Origin of the sequence: Bartonella sp. CE47NXGY (assembly GCF_042195415.1) — a bacterium.
Taxonomy (GTDB): Bacteria; Pseudomonadota; Alphaproteobacteria; order Rhizobiales; family Rhizobiaceae; genus Bartonella.
Genome location: NZ_JBHIOI010000024.1, coordinates 1 through 24023, shown reverse-complemented (window position 1 = coordinate 24023; position 24023 = coordinate 1). Strand labels below are relative to the sequence as shown.

The following is a 24023-nucleotide window of genomic DNA, read 5'->3' as shown; positions in this document are numbered from 1 at the left end:
CCAAAACGGATTTTATCCTTAGCATCCTTGACATATTCAGAATTTGGATAGCGCTCTATAAGAAGCTGCATAGCAGCAATAGCACGTTTCGTATCACGTTGATCACGTGTAACATCAGGAATCCGACGGAAAGAAGAAAGACCAATAATATAGTATGCATAAGCCGAGTCAGTCGACCCTGGATAAAGAGTAATATAGCGTTGAGCCATACTAATTGAATCATCATACTTTCCGAGTCGATAATTAGTAAAAGCACCCATGACCAAAGATTTACGTCCCCAGTCTGTATAAGCGTACTGTTTTTCAATCTTCAAAAACTTCTTCGATGCATCCCCAAGCCGCCCACTTTCAAGGCTAGCAAGCGCCTGATTATAGAGAACATCTGGTGGCTCTATTTTCAAAACATAAGCAGATGGATCAAGGGTATTTTTCTCTTTAAAGAGGCATCCCGCTAACATACAGGTGCTTCCCAAAAGCACCACCCCCAATATCTTGCGTACAATGTTAGATTTTCTATATGTCATATTTCCAATGCACACATGAGATTTTTTCATAGTTTTTCCGGCCTCCACAGAATATCACCTTGTAGCAAAAACAATTTATCAAAGGTTTTATACCATATCACTTTAAAATCCACATAACCAATTTAGCAGTTTAGGTCAATCATCCCCTTAAAAATCAAATAAACGATAAAAAAATCTTGCCAATTTTTTTACTTTTTCTCTAAAAAGCTTTTTTCATAATATGATTCGTCTGCCAAAACAGCCTTCACCAATTGCGCATTAATTCTATGCCCACTACAATAAGAACGAAATAATCCAATAAAAGGTGCCCCAAGCAAAGCAGTATCACCAATCGCATCAAGCATCTTGTGCCGAACACATTCATTCTCCCAATAAGGACCATCGGGATTTAAAATTTTATCATTAAGGTCGATAACAAGAGAATTTTCCAAAGAAGCGCCTCTCGCCTTTCCAGAAAGCCTTAATTCTTCCACGTCTTTGATAAAACCAAAAGTGCGCGCACGTGACAAATCATCCCTAAACCCTCGTGTGGTAAGATCAAAACTGAAATGTTGCTTACCAATAACAGAAGAAGGAAAAGAGATCGTTATATCAAAACGACGTCCATCGAATGGCAAAAGCTCTGCAACACCATGAGCTCCTTCAACCCGCACGGGCTTTTTTATAATGAAATAAGAACGCAACGCATTTTGCTGTACAATACCAACATCTTCAAAAGCTTGGCAATATAGCCACGCTGAACCATCCAAAATAGGAATCTCATTATGTGACACTTCAATAACAAGATTATCCAAATTATAAGCAGCAATTGCCGCCATCAAATGTTCAATTGTTTCAACCCTTACATCTCCATCTCCAAGTACTGTTGATAATTCAGTTTTTCCTGTTTGCGATGCATGGGCTTGAAATATTTTCTCTGTTCCGTCTAATCCACAACGCTTAAAAACAATACCACACCCAACATCCGCTGGACAAACCTTTACCACTGACAAACAGCCACTATGAACGCCAATCCCCTTAAATGTTACTGCTTTTTTAAGAGTAGATTGATATTTTGGTACTAAATTCATCATATCATTTTATTAAATTGCTTGTACATCTTTTAACAAAATTTATAAAACTATAAAAAATATTCATAGTAAATAATAAAAAAAAAACCGCTTATTGTAAGCGGTCTTTTTAAAACAAAGTATTTTATCCAAAAAACAGTAATATATTTTACTGTATAATTTTTGACTGAGCATTAAAGAAATAATAAAATTTCTTACTTTACCTCATTTTTCATCAATTAATTTGCCTGACGACGTAAAAATGCTGGTATTTCCAACTGATCTTCTTCACTTATAAAAGTACGCTGATCTTGTGGTACCTGAGGATGCAGCTCACCAGAACGACGTGGAACATAAACAGAAGCATCTTGAGAAAGCGCCTGAGAATTTTTATTGTAAACATGAGAATCTTTCTGCTGAGACGATCTAACAGCAGGCTCCAGCCTCGCTTCTGGCTCAGCTTCTTCACGATGTGTCAAGCTCTGTTTCAAACGCTGCCAAAGATTACGAGGACCTTGATCAGTCACAAATGTTCTTTGACTTTGTCCATGAGCAACAGGAGGAAAATCCTTTAACTCAGGCATACGCATTGGAGCGCGCGCTTGCATTTGTTGCATTTGTTTTGGTTGCACTGGCTTTTCTTTTTGCTTCACAACCCCTGTCATCTCATCAAGAACATGTGCTGTTGCCTCCATACTCACAGGAGCCGTCATCGCCTGTTGAGAACCACGGCTTACTTGCATACGAGGCACATTGGATCTCTGTTCCTGAACAGCATTTGAACCATACGCAACAGCATTCGTGGCACTTCGTGTCGTCATTGCTTCTGCAGGTTGTGCAAAAATTTGACTTTTGGGACGGAACTGTTCTCCGGTTGATTTACCCTTCTCTATTTCAAGTGATTCGATCACTTCTACCATTGACTCAGAACGCAGAGGCGATGACTGAACATGAAAAGAACTGTGTGACGTTCCAGGATCGCTCTTGCGTATTGAAGAAGCAGGTCTTTGAATCTGAGGATGAGAGGACTGAACAACATCACTAACTTCACGATCAATACCGGTGGCAACCACAGAAACACGAATAACACCTTCCAATGACTCATCATCAATAGCGCCAAAGATCACATTCGCATCAGCATCTACTTCTTCACGAATACGATTAGCAGCTTCATCAACCTCAAAGAGAGTCATATCACGACCACCCGTAATAGAAATCAATAAACCACGCGCCCCACGCATAGAGGTATCATCCAACAATGGATTTGCAATAGCAGCTTCAGCCGCAGCCAAAGCACGCCCATCACCAGATGCCTCACCGGTTCCCATCATGGCTCGACCCATTTCGTGCATAACAGAACGAACATCAGCAAAATCAAGGTTAATCAAACCCTCTTTAATCATCAAATCCGTAATGGAAGCAACACCAGAATAAAGCACTTGGTCAGCCATAGCAAAAGCATCAGCAAACGTTGTCTTATCATTTGCAATACGGAAAAGATTTTGATTGGGAATAACAATCAATGTATCGACAGACTTTTGTAATTCTTCAATACCAGCCTCTGCCGTTTTCATACGACGTGCCCCTTCAAACTGAAAAGGCTTTGTCACAACACCAACAGTCAAAATACCTTTTTCACGCGCTGCGCGAGCAACAACGGGAGCAGCTCCTGTTCCAGTTCCTCCCCCCATACCAGCAGTAATGAAAACCATATGAGAGTCTGCAAGATGATCAATAATTTCATCAATACATTCCTCCGCCGCCGCTTGTCCAACTTCAGGCAAAGCCCCAGCACCCAAACCTTCTGTCACAGCTGCCCCAAGTTGGATAACACGTTCAGCCTTTGACATAGCCAAAGCCTGTGCATCCGTATTTGCAACAACAAAGTCAACTCCCTGAAGACCAGCATTTATCATATTATTCACGGCATTCCCGCCACCACCTCCAACACCAAAAACGGTAATGCGTGGCTTCAATTCCGCGATATCTGGCCGATGCAGATTAATCGTCATTTTCTTTTCCTTCTCATAAGACACCGCAAGCCAAAGCGATGAAATTTATCCAACTAGACTTAACTAAAAACTCTCACGCAACCACTGACCAACACGCTGAAAATATCCACGCGTGCCCATCGATAAATGATTTCCTGCCGCCTGCATTGTTTTTTCTTCAAAACCCACCAATTGCGGATAAATTAACAACCCAACAGCAGATGTAAACGCCGCCCCTTTTGCAAGAGAAGGAAGCCTCGAAATACCTAAAGGCCGCCCGATACGAACATTTCTTCCTAATATAGTACGTGCCATTTCTGGCAATCCTGTTAACTGGCTTGCTCCCCCAGTCAAAATAACACGTTTACCAATGATGTGACCAAAACCAGAACGATTTAAACAATCACGGACCATTTCTAAAATTTCTTCAACACGCGCACGAATGATACGCCCAAGAACCGCGCGAGGATATTGAGTTTCACGCTGTTCACTCCCAATTTCTGCTACATTAATCATTTGCCGCTCATCAGCACTTGTTAAAAGTGCTGAACCATAAACAACTTTTAAACGTTCCGCCTCTGTTAAAGACATAGAAAATCCGCGCGCAACATCAAGAGTGACATGATGCCCCCCAACAGCAAGAGCATCTGCATGAATAAATTTCCCCTCAAAAAACACTGAAAATGTTGTTGTTCCACCACCAAAATCAATACATGCAGCCCCTAAATGCGCCTCATCATTCATCAAAACAGCAAGACCACTTGCAAAGGGAGTGGCAACCATTGCTTCAACACTCAAATGTGCACGATTAATACAAGTTTCTAAATTACGCAAAGATGCTGTTTCCGCTGTTACCACATGCACATCGACACCAAATGTTTCCCCTGCCATGCCAATAGGATCAAAAATTCCTTTATCTCCATCCAATACATAAGAAACTGGAACTGAGTGCATAACATGACGTTCAGCATCAAAGGCTTTACGCGAAACATCTGAAAAGGCCATACGCATATCACGCTTGGTGACTTCACGACCATTCAAATGAACCTTTCCATTAATCAAAGCACTTTGTAATCGACTTGAGGAAAAATTCACAATCACTGAATCCACCACCAAACCCGCCATTTTTTCTGCCGCATCAACAGCCAATCTTATTGATTGTTCTGCTGCAAACATATCCATAACAACACCGGATTTAATACCACGTGAACGCTGCACTCCAAAGCCTAGAATTTCCGTAGAATGTGTACGACCATGTAAATAGTGTGCATGCTTCAAAGGACGCAAACAAGCAATAAGACAAACAATCTTACTTGAACCGACATCAAGTACCGTTAAAAAACGTGTTTTACGCCCCTTCAAATGATGTGATCTGAGTAGCATCATAGGCTTCCTGCCTTTCGCGCTTTTAAAATACGTTCTTCTTCTGCTACAGTAGTATGATAACGCTCCAACGTTTCATCTGATAAAGAAACAGTAATTCGATCAGCAAGACGTAAATCAACACTGAGAATATCGCGAGATAAAAGATCTTGCATTGTACCGGACGAAAAAAGAGAAGAAAGCCTTTCAAGAGCACCATTTTCAGGCAACATAACGCGCATTCCATTATTCAAAACAAGATCCCAACGTCGATCACCTACCCGCACAAAAGCACGAATACGATCATATACTTCCGGATAGACTGACAGCGCTTGAATAAACACTTTAGCAGCATTTTGTGCACCCTGCCCAACCACAAGAGGTAAATCCCGAACAATTTCTCCTTTAAAAGGCACAATGACACGACCTGTATTATCAACAATATCCATTATGCCATCATGTTGCCAAATGGCATAGGGTTCACGCTCCACGATGGAAATGCGCATTCTATTGGGATAAATTTTCTGAACATTAGCCGATTGCACCCAAGCCTGTTTTTCCAACAGAGAACGCGCTCTTTCAACATCAAAAGTGAATATAGAAGGCGCAACATCAAGTTTTAAAATTTTAAAAATATCCTGCTTTGCCAAGCGCTTATTACCGCTTATATCGACATGAGTGACCACAAAACTACTATCCAATATGATCGTATTTACGATCACAGCCATCTGACCACTTGATGAAAGTCCATAAAAAGCCGTAACAAAGAAAAACCACACAACAGCAAAAGAGCCAAAATGGCGTGGAATATGAATATTGACAAAAACAAACTCAAACATAAACCGAAGAAAACGACGATAAAGACGTGGCAAAGCCGGCACTGAAAGCACCTCCATCGGAACATTTGTTTTATTAACATTCAACGCATACATGATGCGTCCTCCACCATCCATTGAACAATATCGCCGTAAGTACGGCCGCTCGCTTTTGCAATATCAGGAAGAAGAGACGTCGAGGTCATACCTGGTTGCGTATTAATTTCAAGCCAAACCAATTCTCCCGTTTTTTCATCAAAACGAAAATCAGAACGGCTAACACCTCGACACCCTATCGCCTGATGGGCTGCTAAAGACATTCTTTGCACACTTTGGTAAATATTTAGTGAAAGTTGTGCAGGACAAATGTGAAGAGAACCACCCGTTTTATATTTTGAGTCATAATCGTAGAATGGAAAGTGTTTATCGGGAAGAATTTCACACACATCCAGCACTTCGTTCCCCAAAACAGCACAAGTCAATTCACGACCAGGAATATATTTTTCAATCATCACCTCATCGGCATACCCCCACTCAGCTCCCCCAATATTATGTGGCGGCGCAATTTCATTTCCTTGAACAATGACAACACCAAAACTTGATCCTTCACACACAGGTTTAATTACATAAGGAGGCTCCATGGGATGCGTTCGGCCCAAAGCAAAGCGGCTCATGATACGAGAAGGAGCAACACAAACCCCAACATTTGCAACGATAATTTTTGCACGTCCCTTATCCATTGCCAAAGCAGATGCCATCACGCCAGAATGAGTATAAGGAATTTTTAAATATTCAAGAATCCCCTGAATCCGGCCATCTTCACCAAATGGACCATGCAATGCATTGAAGGCAATATCGGGCTGCAACTGTTCAAGAACAGAAGCAATATGAGCATCAACATCCACGCGGCTCACGCGATACCCCTGCACCTCTAAAACATCAGCACACGCCGCCCCTGAAGATAAACTTATAGACCGTTCAGAAGAAAAACCTCCCATTAACACAGCTATATGTTTATCTTTCATAATAAATCACCCTCTTTCGCATACTATATGTAGTCTATATAGAATACATCAGCACTACATACAGGAAAAACAAAGTTTATCCTTGCGAATCAATAACCTAGCATTTTGCATAATGAATCAGACTCAAAAGCTTGATGCAAGAGATTCTTTGTTAATTTATTGATTCTTAATAGAAATTTTTTATTATCTCTTTGAAATGACTCAATTTTTTATTTTCACTTTTTAGTGAACAATAAATCAATGAAATGGATCAAAAGGAGAAACACTTCGACCACGCTCAAATTGACCAATACGCTCTATTTCCCATTGTAAAAGGTGGGCTGAATTTGCAAAAACACGCGCACGCACTGTTTCTCCCAATACTTCAAGATCATATCCTGTTGCTTGCCCTGTATTAATCATAAAATTACAGTGCATTTCACTCATTTGAGCGCCACCAATCCGTAAACCACGACACCCTGCTTCATCAATCACGCGCCACGCAGATCCATTCTCAGGATTTTTGAAAGTTGATCCCCCTGTCTTTTCACGAATAGGTTGCACAGTTTCTCTGTGGAGGGCAACTTCATCCATAGCAGCACGAATATCATCTTTATTGCCGAGTTTTCCTTCTAATAAAGCAGCCGTAAAAATAAAATCTTTAGGAATATCACAATGGCGATAGGAATAATGCATATCTTCCACACTCAAGATATGACGTTGCCCTTTACGATCCAGCGCATAGACCTCGACAACACGCGCTGCGGTTTCAACACCATTCGCACCTGCGTTCATTTTGAGAGCTCCTCCAAGACCTCCAGGAATACCATGATAAAAATGAAAACCTGCAATCTCAGCTTCTAAAGCGGCAGCAGCTAAATGTTTATCCGCCGTACCAGCACCAACTAAAAAGCCTTTTGGAGAAACTTGCTTCACTTGCCCAAATTTTTTTGGCGAAAGACGAATCACAACACCAGGAACCCCCCCATCACGCACCAGAAGATTAGAACCAATACCGACAATTGTTACAGGAACAAATTCAGGCAAATTTTGAAGAAAGAGAGCCAAATCTTCTTCATCGACAGGCTGATAAAAAAGCTCTGCCAACCCGCCCGTGCGAAACCACGTTACCTTACGCATCTCAACATTAGGTGTAAGCTTTCCTCTCACGCCACCTAACAGTGGTTGCAATTGCGCCAATAGCGCCTCACCATCAATGTGCTGAAAATTTATCATGACCATCCAATACCGCTAACTGATGAGGCAAAGCACAAGCCCATTGTGTGATATTGCCAGCACCAAGAAAAACAACATAATCCTCTGCCTGAGCAAATTTTGAGACAAGAGACACAACATCTTCCAAACCATGTATCAAGCGCACATCACGATGACCCGCCATTTTAATATGCTCTACCAATTCTTGAGAACCAAATCCTACAATAGGCTCTTCACCAGCCGCATAAACGGGCGTAATCAACACTGTATCTGCATCATTAAAACAAGCAGCAAAATCATCAAATAAATGATACAAACGCGAATACCGATGGGGTTGTGCAATCGCAATAACACGCCCTTTTGCACTCTCACGTGCAGCACGCAAAACAGCCTTTATTTCAACAGGATGATGTCCATAATCATCAAATATTTCAATGCCACGCCAACTTCCTGTTCGCGTAAAACGCCGTTTTACTCCGCCAAATTCTGCTAAGCCCCTTTTTATAGCTTCATTTGAAATGCCAAGTTCATGCGCAATAGCAATCGCCGCCGTTGCATTGGCAACATTATGCTGCCCTGCCATGGGCAAAAGCAAATTTTTCAACTCAATCTTTCTTCCTGTTTTGCGTGAGCGAACAAGAACATCAAAATGCGTTTTTTGACCATCCATCGAAAGATTAAGAAAACGAACATCCGCTTGTGGATTTGCACCATAAGTGATCACCCAACGATCATCAATACGGCCCGCCAATGACTGAACCTCTGGATGATCAAGACACAAAACAGCAAAACCATAAAAAGGAACATTTTCTACGAATTGCCGAAAAGCCTCACGCACAGCATCAAAACTTCCATAATGATCCAAATGCTCAGCGTCAATATTAGTAATAACAGCAATATCAGCAGGCAGCTTTAAAAATGTACCATCACTTTCATCAGCTTCAACAATCATCCAATCGCCATCTCCCGTACGAGAATTCGTACCATAAGCATTAATAATACCGCCATTAATCACCACTGGATCAAAATGACCAGCATCAAGAAGGGCTGCGACCATTGATGTGGTTGTTGTTTTACCATGTGTACCACCCACTGCAATTGCACGCCGAAATCGCATCAGCTCCGCCAGCATTTCTGCACGTCTGACAAGCGGCAAATGTCTTTCCTTTGCAGCAATATACTCAGGATTTGTTTTTTTAACGGCAGTAGAAAAAACAACAACCTCTGCATTCCCTAAGTTTTCAGCACAATGACCTATATGAACGTTAATTCCTTTTTTCCGCAAACGTTCAACATTTGCACTTTCAACTTGATCTGACCCTTGAACTTTATAGCCAAGATTATAAAAAACCTCCGCAATTCCACTCATACCGATCCCCCCGATTCCGATAAAATGGATAACGCCTATATCAAGTGGCATTTTCATTAAAAAGCTCCTCTTTTATATCTGACAACAATCGCCCTGCAATTAAGGACTCAGCCATATCAGCAAGACGACGTGTTGCATGAGGTTGTCCAACTTTTTTTGCAGCAAGCGCTTGTTTTTCCAATAAATGGGGCGCACAACAAGCGTGCATTAAAAGAGAAGAAAGCTTTTGTGCATTTAAATCTTTTTCTGATATAATTTGCGCTCCCCCCACACGAGCAAGCAAAGCTGCATTGGCAGCCTGATCATGATCTAAAGCATGGGGATAGGGAACAAGCAGAGCAGGTCTACCAATCACCGCTATCTCACAAACGGACGAAGCCCCAGCGCGCGACAAAATAAAATGAGCATGTGCCATACGTTCAGCCATATCATCAAAGAAAGGAGCAACTTCTGCTTGTACCCCCATATCACGATAGATTTTGATCAACCTTCCTGCTTCACCGCGGACTTGCTGTACAATTCGTAAACGTTTACGGTTCTTATCATCAAATAAAGCAATAGCTTCTGGAACAATATGTGAAAAAGCAGAAGCCCCTTGACTACCTCCAAAAATCAAAAAATTAAATGGCTTTTCTCCCTCTGAAGAATGATAAGGAATTTTGGCCGCCTTCAACACAGCCTCACGGACAGGATTCCCCGTCAAAAGTATTTTATGAGCATAAGCGCCATTTGGTGACAACAAACCACCAGCGATTGCACGCACAAAAATTGCCAACATCCGATTGGCACGCCCCATAACAGCATTTTGTTCATGAATAAATGTCACACGCCTCGTTAAAGCCGCAATAAAAAGAGGAGGAAAGCTCGGATACCCCCCAAATCCTCCAACAAGAACAGGACGTAATTTATAAAACAACGCCAACGATTGCCCCATACCCCTTAGCAAAGACCAAAACGTCTTTATCAGAGCAAAAGGATGGCGTCGTGTAAATGTTGCCGATGAAACGATATGAATATGCTCTTCATCAAAACACCGAACAAAAGGGCGTGCTCTTTCATCTGTTATTAAATGAACATCATATCCACGCTGCCTTAATTCAACAGAAAGGGCTTCAGCAGGAAAAAGATGTCCACCTGTACCACCAGCCACCAAAATAATAACTTTTTTATCATTCATAAGGGGTATCCAAGACAGAAGAGGAAGAAAAAGCTGAAAGGCGCGCTTCTGGCCAACGACGTGTTAAACTAAGCAAAATGCCCATTGAAAACGCAATCGCCACCATCGAAGAACCACCATAAGAAATAAAAGGCAATGTCATACCTTTTGGAGGAATTAAGTGAAGATTAACGGCCATATTAATAGCTGATTGAAAGCCAATCATCATTGCTATGCCAGTAATACCAAGACGTATAAAGGAATCACGTGTATTCATGGCTATATACAATGAACGCATAACGATAAAGCCAAACAGCATCATAATTAATAAACAAAGAATAATACCATATTCTTCAGCAGCAACGGAAAATACAAAATCTGTATGGCTATCAGGAATGATACGTTTTACTGTGCCCTCCCCAGGACCTTGCCCAAACCAACCACCATTCAAAATAGCCTCACGTCCCACATCCACTTGAAAAGTATCTCCTTCACCTGTCAAAAAACCATTGATCCGCTCGCGCACATGATGCAGAAAAAGATAAGCTAAAATAATTCCTACAACGCCTAAAATGAGAAAGAGAAAAATAATAGTAAGAGGGACACCAGCAATAAAAAACAGCCCCCCCCATGTTGCACTTATTAAAACTGTTTGTCCAATATCAGGCTGCAAAACCAGAAGCACACAACAAATGGCATAAAGTAGAATCGCTAACGTATAACCCAGAATGCCCCTCTTGCGTATCTGTTCCGAAAAAAGCCAAGCGGACATAACCACAAAAGCTGGCTTCATAAACTCTGAAGCCTGTACAGAAAAACCAAATAGTAGAATCCACCTCCGTGCTCCCTTTAATTCTGGACCCCAAAATAAGGTTGCAACCATAAGAGCAAGCGTTACAATGAGCAAAAGAGCACATAAACGACGAATATTAGAAAGCGAAAAAAAGGAAATGGTAACCATCGTAAAAAATGCTGAAATGCTAAAAATGATATGCCACCGAACAAAATAAAAACTATCAGCAATTCCGATTTTTTTTGCAATAATAGGGCTGGCAGCAAAAGACAGCATAATGCCAATTCCCATTAAAATTAAACAAGCTGCAAAGATAGAGCGATCAATCGTCCACCACCAATTAGCAATTGGATCTCTATCTGCACGCGTCACCATGGTATCCACCTTATCCATTTTATAAATTATCTCAAAGTAATATGGTTCCCCAGCCTGTTTAACAAACACTTTAAAAACTAAATTACACAAAAAAAGATTCTGGAGTCTTAACGCAAAAATATTTTTTTATAACTGATGCTTTTTTATTGTAACTGCATCACAAAAGAGACAAATGCTTCGCCTCGCATTTCATAATTTTTAAATTGGTCATAACTTGCACAAGCAGGTGACAAAAGAACCGTCACCTCTTTTTCCTTACAACCCATTGCGTCAACAGCTGCTTCACGCACCGCATTTTTCAAAGTTAAGCTCATAGAAAAGGGAAAAGCAGATCCAATAGTGCGAGCAAATTCTTCCGCCGCGCTCCCAATCAAATAAGCTTTACGAATTTTAGGAAAAAATTCTCTAAGAGACTCTATCCCTCCCTTTTTTGCCTGTCCTCCAACAATCCAAAAAATATCATTAAAGGTGGAAAGCGCAGGAGCTGTTGCATCTGCATTAGTAGCCTTGCTGTCATTGATAAACAAAACCGCCCCCATTTTACGCACCTGCTGCATACGATGATCCAACCCTTTATAACTTGCCAAATGCTTGTTCACAGAAGGATCGGTTATTTTTAAAGCCTGCAATGTTGCTAATGCCATAAGGGCATTTTGCGCATTATGACTCCCACGTAACCCCGCCATAGGAGCAAGATCTGCAAGCATATGACTCTGTCCTTGACGAACAGAAAAGAGCTTGGTCCCATCTGCATAAAAACCATTTTCAACAAAATGATCCTTGGAAATTGCCTCAATTTGCTTCCCATCATGAAGTAACTGTTGATATAAAACCCGACAAGCTGCATCATCAACTGAAATGAAAGCCTGAGAAGCCTGAGCAATCAGATGCCTTTTGGTTTGCACATAACAGGAAAAACTCCCATGTCGATCAATATGATCAGGTGTTAAATTCAATAAAAGTCCAATGGTCGGCTGAAGAGAGGGAGTAAGATCAATTTGAAATGATGAACATTCAATCACATAGATACGTTTTTTAACAAAGGGCTTAAGCGTCAATATTGCTTTTCCGATATTTCCCCCCATCTGCACATCATAGCCCATTTTTTCCAACAAATGCGCAAGTAAAGCCGTTGTGGTTGACTTGCCATTCGTCCCCGTAATCGCAATGAAAGGAACATCTTGGTCACACAAACCATAATGTTGTAAAAAATACTGGCGCGCACGAACAAATAATTCAATATCACCGATAATTTCTATATTTTTTTTTCGTGCTTTTTCAACAACCCAATGGGGTTGAGGATAACTTAAAGAAACTCCAGGAGCTACAATCAATGCAACAAATTCTGACCAATCTTCATAACGGAGATCTCGTGTTGGAATATTGTGCCGAAAAGCCATTTGCACGCTTGAAGGACTATCATCCCACGCCACCACTTCTGCACCACCACACATCAATGCTTGTGCCGTTGCTAGTCCAGACTGTCCCAATCCAAACAGAGCAACTTTTTGACCTTTATAACACGTAACAGAAATCACATTCTCACCGCAATTTAAGTGTTGAAAGACCTATGAGAGCGAGAACAATCGAAATAATCCAAAAGCGTATCACGACTTGGCTTTCAGTCCAGCCTTTTTTCTCAAAATGATGATGTATCGGTGCCATAAGAAACACGCGTTTTCTTGTTAATTTGAAATAACCAACCTGAATAACGACCGAAAAAGCTTCCACAACAAAAAGCCCACCAATAAGAACCAAAACAATTTCGTGTTTCGTAGCAACCGCAACAGTCCCTAAGAGTCCTCCAAGAGCCAATGAACCAGTATCTCCCATAAAAATAGCTGCAGGTGGTGCATTAAACCATAAAAAACCAAGCCCTGCCCCAACAACAGCTCCCAATAAAACAGCCAATTCACCTGTTCCCGATACATAATGGATTTGGAGATAATCAGCAAAATTCATATTACCAGAAAGATAAGCAATCAGAGCAAAAGATAAAGCTGCAACCATCACAGGAACAATAGCAAGCCCATCGAGTCCATCCGTTAAATTAACCGCATTACCCGTCGCAACAATGACGAAAGCAGAAAAAGGAATAAAAAACCAGCCCAAATTGATAAGATAATCTTTTAAAAAAGGCAAAGCTAATCCAGATGAGCCAATTTTCAAGATGGCAAAAGCCGCAATTGCCGCAACAAAAAACTCCAAGCTTAATCGTGCTTTCCCAGAAAATCCTTTGTCTGTTTGTTTTGTGACCTTAAGATAATCGTCATAAAATCCAATTCCCCCAAAAGAAAGCATAACCAATAGCGATACCCAAAAGTAAATATTCGATAAATTACCCCATAAAAATGCCGATACCACAATGCCGATTAAAATCATCAATCCACCCATTGTAGGTGTTCCAGCCTTTTTAAAATGTGTTTGAGGACCATCAGCACGAATCGGTTGCCCCTTACCCTGCCGCAATTTAAGAGAAGCAATGATGCTAGGACCAAACAAAAAGACGATAAGCCCCGAAGTAAGCATAGCCGCTATCGTGCGAAAAGTAATATAACGAAATACATTCACACCTGGAAGCCAATCACTAAACGAAGAAAAAAATAGCATCATGGAATAAAAAAACCTCTTAAAACTATGAAGAAACCGCTTTATAGCGATCAAGCAATGCAGTCACAATATTTGATGAACAAAGGCTATTGGATGATTTAACCATAAGCAGATCCCCAGAAGAAATTTCTGCTAAAAGAAGCGATAAAATTTTCTCAATATTTTCAGCATAATGAACCTTAACACCAGCAGACAAATCACTGACTAAAGATTTCATCGCCTCACCAAATAGAAAAACCGGATTAGCACCAGAAAGACGTATTGGTTTTATTAAATCACGATGAAGCTTTTCACTATACTCCCCTAACTCTAGCATATCTCCTAAAATAGCAATTCGCCGCCCCCCTTTCCCTACAGGCCCTGTAGCAAGAAGCTCAAGTGCAGCACGCATAGAAGCAGGATTTGCATTATAGCTTTCATCAATGAGATAAAATTCACCCCCATTTGATAAAGACAGTCGATAACGAACACCTCGCCCCTTTTGAGAAGAAAAATGGCGAAAAGAAAGAAAAACAGGCTCTAGCTCAACCCCCATAGCATCACAAGCAGCAATAACCCCTAAACTATTTTGCACAATATGGCGCCCAGGAGCACCAATTTGGACCTCCCTATCCCGCCCCCCCATACGCACAATCATAGAAGAACTATCGGTTAGAAGACGTATATCATGCGCTTGATAATCAGCATCTTTAGTCTCACCAAAGCTTAAGATCTTTTTTACACCGCATTTCTTTGCTTTTTGAACAAGATAAGAAAAAAAATCACTATCCGCATTTAAAATGGCAATGCCTTCCTCATCCAATCCTTCAAAAATTTCAGCTTTTGCCTTTGCTATTTCTTCAAGATCCTTGAAAAAACCCATATGTCCTGCACAAATATGCGTAATGAGAGCAACATGCGGACAAACCAGTTTGACCAGAGGGCGAATTTCATCTCTGTGATTCATGCCAATTTCAAAGATACCATAATCACTCTCCACAGGCATCCGCGCTAAAGTGAGTGGAACCCCCCAGCAATTGTTTAAAGAAGCGAGATTCGCATGAACATTCCCAGCCGTTGCAAGTGCTTGTTTCAAAGCTTCTTTTGTCGTTGTTTTTCCCACCGATCCTGTTATCGCGATAATCTTAGCTCTTGAACGTTTGCGTGCAGCTTGTGCAAGTTGTTCTAAGGCTTTCAAAACATCAGGAACGACAATGAGTGGAGCCGATATCTTTTTCATATCCCTCAAACGGTGTTCCGCAACGATAAGAACGCCTGCACCTCGTTCATAAGCTTGCGCAGCAAAATCATGACCATCAAGATGATGCCCTTTAATGCAGAAAAAAACATCCCCTTCCGCAAGAGTACGGCTATCAATGGAAACCCCAGAAAAAGTTTCTGGCAGGCTTCCCATTACAACACCATTAACTGCAGCAACAAGTGCTTGCTTATCCCATAAAGCTGTCATTTTTTTCGGTCCTCTAAAGCTTCTATCGCTTTCAGACGATCTGAAAAAGGATAAGTTGTCTGCCCTATAATTTGGCCATCCTCATGACCTTTTCCAGCAATGATTAATGTATCACCAACTTTCAAAAGCTCCACCGCGTAAGAAATAGCCTCTCCACGATCTGCTATCTCTATTGCTGTTGGCACCGCCTGTAAAATATCCTTGCGTATTTTTTCTGGCATTTCTGTGCGAGGATTATCATCCGTTACAATAACAATGTCCGCTTTATCCGCCGCAATTTTTCCCATCAAAGGTCTTTTCCCTTGATCACGATCTCCTCCACAACCAAAAACAACGATCAAGCGCCCTTGCGTAAAGGGACGAACAGAAAGCAAAACCTGCTCCAAAGCTTCTGGTTTATGGGCATAATCAATGTAAACAAGCGCATTATTTTCTGTCTTTCCCACAAACTCTAACCGCCCAGGTGCTCCCTGCAAAGTTTCAAGCGCAGAAAAAACCTTACGAGGTGAAACGCCCGTTGCAATTGCTAACCCCGCTGCCATAAGCGCATTGGCGACCTGAAAATCTCCAGCTAAAGGCAAATCAAATGTATAAATATTGTTTTCCACACGACACTCAATACACTGTTTTGAGCGTTGATGTTCGACACGATTAATCGTGATAAATTGCCCCTTACGACCAATTGTCAAGACACGGCGGCGCGCTTGTGTAACAACATCAATAACCTTTTGTGAATAAACATCATCAGCAAAAATCAAAGCAGGAGCAGATACAGGCAAAAGTGTATCAAACAACCTCATTTTAGCCCGCAAATAATCCTCTACCCCCGTGTGATAATCCATGTGATCTCGCCCTAAATTGGTAAAGGCACCAGCCGTTAAACGGACTCCATCAAGTCGTCCTTGGTCAAGCCCATGCGAAGAAGCTTCAAGAGCTGCATGAGTCACACCTTCATGAGAAATTTCATAAAGAAGACGGTGCAAGACGACCGGATCAGGTGTTGTGAGAGAACCATAAACATTCCGTTTAGGAGAAACAACACCAACCGTTCCTATACTCGCAGCACAAAATCCAGCATAAGTCCAAATTTGCCGAAGAAAAGAGACAACAGATGTTTTACCACTTGTACCAGTCACAGCAACGACCGTTTCAGGCTGAGAACCGTAAAAACGTGCAGCTGCCAACGCTAAACTATGACGAACATTAGAAACACGTAAAATGGGAACAGATAAATCCTCAAGAACAGCATGATAATCTGTAACGATTGCTCGTGCGCCACGCTTTATCGCATCATCTATATAGTGCCTTCCATCACTTTTTTTTCCTTGAACAGCGACAAAAACATAGCCTGGCAAAACTTGCCGAGAATCCACACTGATTCCTGTTATTTCTATTGAAGAAAGACTTTCATCTTCAACACATTCTGTAAAAACTGTTCCCAACAACATGATAACGCACCTTTATATTCATTTTACCGTTGTTTAACGAAACTTGAATTGCTCTTTTTACTTAAAAGAGGCTCATATTCTTTTTTAAAATCGGGTTTTACACCAAGAAAACTAGCTGTGCGACGAACAATATTAGCAAGCATTGGTCCAGCATTCATTCCCGCTGTTGCTGAACGCTGTCCCTCCTCTGGCTTTGGTTCATCGATAATTGTTAAAACAACATAAGCAGGATCTTCAATAGGAAAAGCAGCAAGAAAACTATTGAAATTTTTTGTTTTAGAATATTTTCCATTTTCAACTTTTTCAGCTGTTCCTGTCTTACCACCTACACGATAGCCTTCTACTTTTGCATTACGTCCAGAACCAATATCACTATTTAATTGATAAAGGTAACGCATATTTTGACTTGTTTTAGCCTGCAAAACCCGTTTTGCATGGTGCAGAGTTTGTTCTTTTGTGCGTTTTAAAAATGTCGGAGCAATTAACCAACCACCATTCATTAAAGCAGCAGCCCCGACAGCTGTTTGCAAGGGTGTTGTTGCCATACCATGCCCAAAAGAAATCGTCATAGAATGTATATCCTTCCAATGATGTGGCACAATAGGGTGGGCAACTTCAGGCAACTCTGTTGTGAGACGATCCAGTAATCCAAGTTTTTGTAAAAAACCACGATGTTTATCAATCCCTATCGCCAATGCCTCTTTAGCAGAACCAATATTAGAAGAATAAATAAAAACCTCCCATAACGTTAAGGGTCGATTTTTTCCATGAAAATCATGAATAGTATACCCACTACTTGCTTTTATTGGCTTTGAAGCATCAATAATACTGTTTAAATAAAAAATATTGGAATCAAGTGCCATGGCGGTCGTAAAACTTTTAATAATCGATCCCATTTCAAAAGCTCCTGCCGTCATCCGATTGAGACGATCACTTTTTAAAGCTTCAATAGGATTTCCAGGATCAAAATCTGGTAGTGATGCCAAAGCCAAAACTTCCCCCGTATGTATATTTAAAATAACAGCTCCTGCAGCAATTGCCTTATAACGCTTCATAGCCTGAATAAGTTCATCATGAACAATTGCCTGAACACGCACATCAATCGAAAGCTGAACTTGTTTTAATGATTCTTCCATGGCAAGACCAGCAGCACGCAGAGCACTCAAACCCGCATCATCAATATATTTTTCCATACCTGCAATGCCTTGATTATCAACATTCACCATGCCGAGAATATGGGAAGTTACAGGTCCATCAGGATAAAAGCGACGAATTTCAGTCCGAAAACCAATTCCTGGTATACCAAGAGCCATAATTTGTGTCTTCTGCATTGGTGTTAACCCACGCTGTATCCAAGAAAAACCAGTTTTTCTTTTTAAGCGCTTATAGGTTTCCTGCCAATTAAGATCAGGCAAAACTGTTGAGAGCAATTCAATTGTTTCATCCACATCAATAATACGTCGTGGCTCAGCAAAAAGTGAATAAGTTTTAATATCTGTTGCCAATAAACGACCATTACGATCAACGATATCAGGCCGTGCCATCAATTGAAGAACTCCAGGCCCTTTTGCTTCTTCAATCTGTCCACCTTCCAACCCATAAGAAATAAGGCAAGCCCCCATGATGCCATATAAAATTAAAAAGCAGAACAACGAAAAAAGCAAACGTGGACGACTAGAATAGGGACGACGAACAGAAACATTATGATTATTCAACGAATTCTTTAAGCGCTTTTTCTTCTGTGAGAATAAAAAAGTCGATTTCATTACTGCGCGCCTTTTTGGACAACACTATTGATCTGAGAAGCCCGATTATTTGTCAAAATATCTTGATTATCTTCCAAGATATTTTGTTTAATCACTTCTTCAATTTGATCATGTACCCGTACCGGAATGTCTTTAAACTCCACGATTTGACGCGGCTGTATAACCTCTAACCCAAGTTCTTTCTGATAACGTTTCGCAAGTTTTTGCATGCGTGAAGGCCTTATCATCACAGCCCACTCAGCATGAAGCAAACTTACCGTATTTTTTGCTGCAGCAATTTCATGCTCAAGATGAAGAACTTCGTTCATTCGCTTTTGAACATCATATTTTACCTTATAAGTAAGTCCTGCCATACAAATCATAATCAACACTAAAATCATATCAAATGTACGAAAAACTGTCATTTTTTGCTGCCTTCAAAACTGGCAATCTCTGCTAAACCAAATAATTTCATATCTGCTGCAAGAGCCTCTGCTTCAGTCCGTACACCAATACGCAACCTCGCAGAACGTGAACGAGGATTTTTCTGTAACTCCTCTTTAGTTGCCGTGATCCCACCTCTAAACAAAGGAAAAAATGTTGCTGGAGTAGCCTTTATTTCTGGCAGATAGCGTGATCTCATACATTCTCCAGAACGAGCCGAAAAAAATCTTTTGACCATACGATCTTCAAGAGAATGAAAACTGACAACCCCCAAACGGCCTCCAGCTTTTAAAACGCGTTCAGCAGCAAATAAACCACATGCCAATTCACCAATTTCATCATTAACATAGATACGAAGAGCCTGAAATACACGTGTTGCCGGATGAATACGATCTCCCGGCTTACGTCCTATCAACATTTCGATAGCATACGCCAAATCACCTGTACGCAAAAAAGGCTGTACAACACGACGCTTTTCAATCATCCGTGCAATTCGCCCCGCATAACGCTCTTCCCCTAATATCTTAAAAATACGTGCCAAATCCCTTGCTTTTAAATGATTGACAACATCGCTGGCTGTAAAACCAGTCTGAGCCATTCGCATATCCAATGGACCATCTTTTTGAAAAGAAAAACCTCTTTCTGCTTCATCAAGCTGCATTGAAGAGACACCAATATCCAAAATAACTGCATCCACCTTCTCTTCAACGACACGATCGAGCTGTGAAAACGCCATATGGACCAAACGAAGGCGTGGAAAAAATTCTTCAACAAGCGATTGTCCTGCACTGATAGCATAAGGATCACGATCAAGAGCAATCACCTGTGCCCCTGCCTTTAACAAAGCGCGCGTATAACCACCAGCACCAAAGGTGCCATCAATCACTTTTGCTCCAACCAATGGCATAAGCCCAGCCAAAACTGGCTGTAACAACACTGGAATATGGCGTTCAGCTCTTTGATCCTGCTTTATCAAAATAATCCGTCTTGAAGTTATGCTGTCTTAAATCAACAGCTCTCTCATGGCAACTGATCTTAGAATAACCTAGCCTTCAACTTTCACATTAATCACAATGAACGAAAAAACTAAAGTTATCCCAAAACAGATCCTAACGCATTATACTTAAAGAAATGTTATAATTTTTTAAAACACTCTTTGCTCAAGTGTCTATTTCAAACACATAGACTCCATAAAAGACCATATATAATTGATCTTATAAAATATCGCCTATCATCATGAAATATCAGTCGGCCTATAAGCCGGGTTCTGTAGAGTAAAGCTTACACTTTACATGGCAACCATTCATCTGGGACGGATGTTACCATCCGCCTCGTGCAACCTACCCGAATGACTCGCCCGGAAATCGGCTGCAAATTAAATTTTGCACGTCATTTCTATTTGGTCTTGCTCCCGGTGGGGTTTACCTTGCCACATTCATTACTGAATGCGCGGTGGGCTCTTACTCCACCCTTTCACCCTTACCTATAAAAATAGGCGGTTTACTTTCTGTGGCACTTTCCCTAGGGTCACCCCCGCCGGGTGTTACCCGGCACCGTCTTTCCATGGAGCCCGGACTTTCCTCACCTGCCGTATTTCAGTATCAGACAAGCGCGGCTGCCCAGCCGACTGACATACTAGTTTATAAAACATTTTCTGCTCCGTGAAAATAGCATCTTAAAATATTTTATGACAAACCTCTCTCAACAGATGTTTTTATTTTAATGAAGCCAGATAAGTCTTTACTTTTGCGCAATATTTCGCTGAAATGGAATTCATTTTTTTTGCAGCATGACCTGCGTTATATTTAAGGATTGTACCACACGTACTTCCACCACTGAGTTTATAGGCCCGTGCCAAATAACGCATACCATATTCAAGATTGGTCGCAGGATCGTATAAATCCTGTACAGAACCACTAAAGCCCAACCCTCGTGCCGTAGAGGGTTTAATTTGCATCAAACCTATTTCGCCAGCAGCCCCCTTTATACCTGCCTTATAATTACTTTCAACTTTTACAACAGCATGTGCTAAATTAACGGGAACATTATATTTATTCGCAAGTTTCTGAATAAGAAACTCATAAGGACGAGCAGAAATCTTAGAAGCAACAATCACTGAGGTTTCTCCTGATTCCGCAACATTTAAGACACTATGAGTCCAACTTATATCAAATACAAAAAATACAGCACATGCTGTATTTAACAAGATTTTCAAAAATTGCATTTTCTTTCTCTTCACTCAAACATTCTCAAATTCTAGCCGCAAGTAATTTGCAAATGTATTATACAAAAAAGAAAGCAAAAGAACGTCTTTAAAAAGGAAATAGTAAGACAATTTCAAGATAAAATTATGAAATAAAAGAATATATCTTTATGCACAAGTCTCAGATTTCTCTATATCATAAAATAAAAAAATAAAAAGACTATAATTAATCTTATAGTGTATCAAATAAAATGATATAATCTATAACTTGCGGCTATCACTGTTGTATCAATCAATTTTTATATTAAAAAAATAGCATCTGAACTAGATGTAATATTTTTTACATAAGATTATTAATTTTTTTATTGAGATCAATCCCTCAAAGAAAGAGAGACAAGAGCATCTTTTTACCGAAGATGCTCGATATCAAAAAAGGTTCACAAAAAATATAAACCGTTATCAACGCTTCTCTCTGATTAATAAACACCCACTGCACTCTTTATGTCCGATAAAATCTCAAAAAATCACAAAACAAATCTCCCCATCATTGCGCATAAAAAATTCATAAATATATTAAAACCATCATACTCTTTACCAATTCAAAATATTGGAACAGACTTTTAGCTCTCAAGATGTCTCAAAGAAGCTTTTTAATTCCTTTTTAAAAGAGTTTTTATCCACACAAGCCTCTACTTGTGGTATACAAGAAACTGATTTTAATTTTTTCACCATGGATAAATTTAAAATGAGAGGATTTTACAATTCTTAAGATTCTCATTCAATATAAAATGATAAATTATCATTATAAAACAATATACTAAAAAAGTTATATCCGTTTTTATCCCTACAACAAAGCTTAACAATTACTTGTGTCTATTTTTTTGAAAAATGTTAGAAAACTCAATACCCCCAAAGCCTTTTTAAATAAAAATAGACCTCTCATCTTCATTCAAATATTTTTTCTTTGTCACAGACTATCATCTTATCAGTCTTGCACCTCATTTTCAGAAATCACACAAGTGGATAAATATCCTAAAATCCGTAGAACAAAAAAAGCTTAAATCCTTTAAAAAATTTTATTTTCTCATATCAAATAAAAAAATAACCGGCATATAAAATGCAGTTAACGTGTTTTATTATAGTCAATACTGCTTTTGTCATTGTAGCGATTGATAATGCAATTAACTTGGACCAATACCCTTGATAGACTTTCTATCACTCCTGTAATGATTGCAACATTACCCTTATACTCCAATTGCTTACCTTTTGAGAGATAAATTCTGTTAATACCTTACAAATTGATCATCTCCTCGCACTTTTCAAAATTTCAAGAGAAGCTCTTTCTCCTTAAAATAAAACCCAAAAGCGCGATTAAAAAAATAGCTAAAAATAAGCATTAGCAACGGAAGGACGAGAAATCGCTTTCGAGAGAGCCATAGCAACAGTTTCACCAGATTTTTGAGCCTGCTCACGACTCTGACCACTTTTAGAAGCAAGCGCAATTACATCACGACGCAGCTGCGCAATAAACAACTCTTGCTGTTGAGGGGTCATTTTAGAAAGATGCTTGATAATATCTGGAAAAGATACGGATAATCTCTCTAATAACTCCTCCTCTGTTACATCAAGCTGCTGAGAAGAAAAAGAAGAGCGACCGGGAAAAAACTGATAAACAACACCACTTCGAGAAGCAAAAAAGACAGCGCCAAAAATAAAAAATACGAATAAAATAAAAATAATACGATGCGAAAAAGATCCCATTATCTCTTACCTAAAGACCACAGAATACAAACATAGATTCCTTTTATGATTCCCCTTATAGCATTCAACAATGCCTCAATAAAGAAAAATCAAATTATTAAAAATGAATACGCTAACACTATCCGCCCAATAAGACTCGCCCCTCTATGTATTTAGGTACTATAGGCGAAACAATAACAAATTTTACACCTCCCCCTAATAACACCTTACATTTCCTAAAATAATTACAAAAAGCCTGACTGAGGATTTCCTCAGTCAGGCCAGACAATCTAGGGGATCCACGCGGGGGGGGGGGGAGGAGGTTCCCCGATTGTCCTCTTACATCAACCACTAAGATAGCTGATGCAATATTCTTGCTATGGAATAAAATTCTTTAAACAACAAGAAATTCTTATCATCTTCTACGCAAAAAAACATAAAAGAATTATAAATTATTTAAAAATGTTTAAATTTAGGCAAAAAAAGTTCAAAATGACCCAATTTGAAGCAATTTTATTTCAAGAAGCATCAATTAGAATCTACGATCATTATAACTTTTAAATAGTTTCTTTCATAACTCTGATGATCATATTAAAAAACAGTAATTTCTACGTATCCACCCTATAAAAATCAAACTACGTAAAAATAGAATCACTTTTCCAACAGCAATCACCACAAAAAGAAAAACGTAGATTTTTAAAATCTTACACAAATAACCGTAAAAAATGGAAAA

Annotated in this window: 19 protein-coding genes and 1 other RNA gene; all 20 read right to left on the bottom strand. The window is 40.0% G+C overall.

Annotated elements, in window-relative coordinates; translation table 11 throughout:
* Window positions 1–554: outer membrane protein assembly factor BamD (bamD, locus tag ACFIL3_RS07230; protein ID WP_375681984.1), on the bottom strand; the 554-nt coding region annotated here is incomplete at its 3' end.
* A 158-nt stretch (window positions 555–712) separates the two neighbouring features.
* Window positions 713–1597, bottom strand: coding sequence for a UDP-3-O-acyl-N-acetylglucosamine deacetylase (lpxC, locus tag ACFIL3_RS07225; RefSeq protein ID WP_375681983.1), 885 nt, complete (start codon window positions 1595–1597; stop codon window positions 713–715).
* Between the two features lie 215 nt (window positions 1598–1812).
* Window positions 1813–3585 (bottom strand): cell division protein FtsZ, encoded by a 1773-nt coding sequence (ftsZ, locus tag ACFIL3_RS07220; protein ID WP_375681982.1) that lies wholly within the window; start codon window positions 3583–3585, stop codon window positions 1813–1815.
* Window positions 3586–3648: 63 nt separating this feature from the next.
* Complete coding sequence (gene ftsA, locus ACFIL3_RS07215) at window positions 3649–4950, bottom strand: cell division protein FtsA (protein WP_375681981.1); 1302 nt, start codon at window positions 4948–4950, stop codon at window positions 3649–3651.
* Window positions 4947–5858, bottom strand: coding sequence for a cell division protein FtsQ/DivIB (locus tag ACFIL3_RS07210; protein WP_375618227.1), 912 nt, complete (start codon window positions 5856–5858; stop codon window positions 4947–4949). The genes ftsA and ACFIL3_RS07210 overlap by 4 nt, the downstream gene beginning before the upstream one ends.
* The gene (locus tag ACFIL3_RS07205) at window positions 5846–6766 is read right to left on the bottom strand and encodes a D-alanine--D-alanine ligase (protein ID WP_375628832.1); all 921 of its coding nucleotides are present in this window, start codon (window positions 6764–6766) and stop codon (window positions 5846–5848) included. Before ACFIL3_RS07205 ends, ACFIL3_RS07210 begins: the two co-directional genes overlap by 13 nt.
* A gap of 237 nt (window positions 6767–7003) precedes the next feature.
* Window positions 7004–7981, bottom strand: coding sequence for a UDP-N-acetylmuramate dehydrogenase (gene murB, locus ACFIL3_RS07200; RefSeq protein ID WP_375638334.1), 978 nt, complete (start codon window positions 7979–7981; stop codon window positions 7004–7006).
* Window positions 7959–9386: a UDP-N-acetylmuramate--L-alanine ligase gene (gene murC / locus ACFIL3_RS07195; protein WP_375632331.1), complete on the bottom strand. Its 1428-nt coding sequence runs from the start codon at window positions 9384–9386 to the stop codon at window positions 7959–7961. The genes murB and murC overlap by 23 nt, the downstream gene beginning before the upstream one ends.
* On the bottom strand, window positions 9370–10506 hold the full coding sequence (gene murG, locus ACFIL3_RS07190) for an undecaprenyldiphospho-muramoylpentapeptide beta-N-acetylglucosaminyltransferase (RefSeq protein WP_375681980.1): 1137 nt from the start codon (window positions 10504–10506) through the stop codon (window positions 9370–9372). The genes murC and murG overlap by 17 nt, the downstream gene beginning before the upstream one ends.
* Window positions 10499–11653, bottom strand: coding sequence for an FtsW/RodA/SpoVE family cell cycle protein (locus ACFIL3_RS07185; protein WP_375638336.1), 1155 nt, complete (start codon window positions 11651–11653; stop codon window positions 10499–10501). Before ACFIL3_RS07185 ends, murG begins: the two co-directional genes overlap by 8 nt.
* A gap of 143 nt (window positions 11654–11796) precedes the next feature.
* Complete coding sequence (gene murD / locus ACFIL3_RS07180; protein ID WP_375681979.1) at window positions 11797–13191, bottom strand: UDP-N-acetylmuramoyl-L-alanine--D-glutamate ligase; 1395 nt, start codon at window positions 13189–13191, stop codon at window positions 11797–11799.
* A 4-nt stretch (window positions 13192–13195) separates the two neighbouring features.
* On the bottom strand, window positions 13196–14266 hold the full coding sequence (gene mraY / locus ACFIL3_RS07175; RefSeq protein ID WP_375611992.1) for a phospho-N-acetylmuramoyl-pentapeptide-transferase: 1071 nt from the start codon (window positions 14264–14266) through the stop codon (window positions 13196–13198).
* A 22-nt stretch (window positions 14267–14288) separates the two neighbouring features.
* Window positions 14289–15710 carry a UDP-N-acetylmuramoyl-tripeptide--D-alanyl-D-alanine ligase gene (murF, locus tag ACFIL3_RS07170; protein WP_375668336.1) on the bottom strand — a complete coding sequence of 474 codons (1422 nt, stop codon included), beginning with the start codon at window positions 15708–15710 and terminating at the stop codon, window positions 14289–14291.
* Complete coding sequence (locus ACFIL3_RS07165; RefSeq protein WP_375611990.1) at window positions 15707–17158, bottom strand: UDP-N-acetylmuramoyl-L-alanyl-D-glutamate--2,6-diaminopimelate ligase; 1452 nt, start codon at window positions 17156–17158, stop codon at window positions 15707–15709. Before ACFIL3_RS07165 ends, murF begins: the two co-directional genes overlap by 4 nt.
* A gap of 23 nt (window positions 17159–17181) precedes the next feature.
* Entirely contained in the window at window positions 17182–18924 is a 1743-nt protein-coding gene (locus tag ACFIL3_RS07160; RefSeq protein WP_375611989.1) for a peptidoglycan D,D-transpeptidase FtsI family protein, read from the bottom strand.
* Window positions 18924–19328 (bottom strand): hypothetical protein, encoded by a 405-nt coding sequence (locus ACFIL3_RS07155; protein WP_375611988.1) that lies wholly within the window; start codon window positions 19326–19328, stop codon window positions 18924–18926. The genes ACFIL3_RS07160 and ACFIL3_RS07155 overlap by 1 nt, the downstream gene beginning before the upstream one ends.
* Window positions 19325–20323, bottom strand: coding sequence for a 16S rRNA (cytosine(1402)-N(4))-methyltransferase RsmH (rsmH, locus tag ACFIL3_RS07150; RefSeq protein WP_375611987.1), 999 nt, complete (start codon window positions 20321–20323; stop codon window positions 19325–19327). The genes ACFIL3_RS07155 and rsmH overlap by 4 nt, the downstream gene beginning before the upstream one ends.
* Window positions 20324–20587: 264 nt before the next feature.
* Window positions 20588–20978: RNase P RNA component class A (rnpB, locus tag ACFIL3_RS07145), an RNA gene on the bottom strand.
* 83 nt (window positions 20979–21061) lie between these two features.
* Window positions 21062–21571 (bottom strand): lytic transglycosylase domain-containing protein, encoded by a 510-nt coding sequence (locus ACFIL3_RS07140; RefSeq protein ID WP_375613362.1) that lies wholly within the window; start codon window positions 21569–21571, stop codon window positions 21062–21064.
* A 1362-nt stretch (window positions 21572–22933) separates the two neighbouring features.
* A complete protein-coding gene (locus ACFIL3_RS07135) occupies window positions 22934–23311 on the bottom strand; it encodes a hypothetical protein (protein WP_375611985.1) in 378 nt (125 codons plus the stop codon).
* Between the last annotated feature and the right edge of the window lie 712 nt (window positions 23312–24023).

Excerpts from the sequence above, each read along its gene's own strand:
- ACFIL3_RS07205 (WP_375628832.1), bottom strand. The coding sequence starts at position 6,766 with ATGAAAGATAAACATATAGCTGTGTTAATGGGAGGTTTTTCTTCTGAA.
- murF (WP_375668336.1), bottom strand. The coding sequence starts at position 15,710 with ATGACAGCTTTATGGGATAAGCAAGCACTTGTTGCTGCAGTTAATGGT.
- murB (WP_375638334.1), bottom strand. The coding sequence starts at position 7,981 with ATGATAAATTTTCAGCACATTGATGGTGAGGCGCTATTGGCGCAATTG.
- lpxC (WP_375681983.1), bottom strand. The coding sequence starts at position 1,597 with ATGATGAATTTAGTACCAAAATATCAATCTACTCTTAAAAAAGCAGTA.
- murG (WP_375681980.1), bottom strand. The coding sequence starts at position 10,506 with ATGAATGATAAAAAAGTTATTATTTTGGTGGCTGGTGGTACAGGTGGA.
- ACFIL3_RS07160 (WP_375611989.1), bottom strand. The coding sequence starts at position 18,924 with ATGAAATCGACTTTTTTATTCTCACAGAAGAAAAAGCGCTTAAAGAAT.
- ACFIL3_RS07165 (WP_375611990.1), bottom strand. The coding sequence starts at position 17,158 with ATGTTGTTGGGAACAGTTTTTACAGAATGTGTTGAAGATGAAAGTCTT.
- ACFIL3_RS07135 (WP_375611985.1), bottom strand. The coding sequence starts at position 23,311 with ATGGGATCTTTTTCGCATCGTATTATTTTTATTTTATTCGTATTTTTT.
- mraY (WP_375611992.1), bottom strand. The coding sequence starts at position 14,266 with ATGATGCTATTTTTTTCTTCGTTTAGTGATTGGCTTCCAGGTGTGAAT.
- ACFIL3_RS07140 (WP_375613362.1), bottom strand. The coding sequence starts at position 21,571 with ATGCAATTTTTGAAAATCTTGTTAAATACAGCATGTGCTGTATTTTTT.
- ACFIL3_RS07155 (WP_375611988.1), bottom strand. The coding sequence starts at position 19,328 with ATGACAGTTTTTCGTACATTTGATATGATTTTAGTGTTGATTATGATT.
- ACFIL3_RS07210 (WP_375618227.1), bottom strand. The coding sequence starts at position 5,858 with ATGTATGCGTTGAATGTTAATAAAACAAATGTTCCGATGGAGGTGCTT.
- murC (WP_375632331.1), bottom strand. The coding sequence starts at position 9,386 with ATGAAAATGCCACTTGATATAGGCGTTATCCATTTTATCGGAATCGGG.
- ftsZ (WP_375681982.1), bottom strand. The coding sequence starts at position 3,585 with ATGACGATTAATCTGCATCGGCCAGATATCGCGGAATTGAAGCCACGC.
- ftsA (WP_375681981.1), bottom strand. The coding sequence starts at position 4,950 with ATGATGCTACTCAGATCACATCATTTGAAGGGGCGTAAAACACGTTTT.
- ACFIL3_RS07185 (WP_375638336.1), bottom strand. The coding sequence starts at position 11,653 with ATGGTGACGCGTGCAGATAGAGATCCAATTGCTAATTGGTGGTGGACG.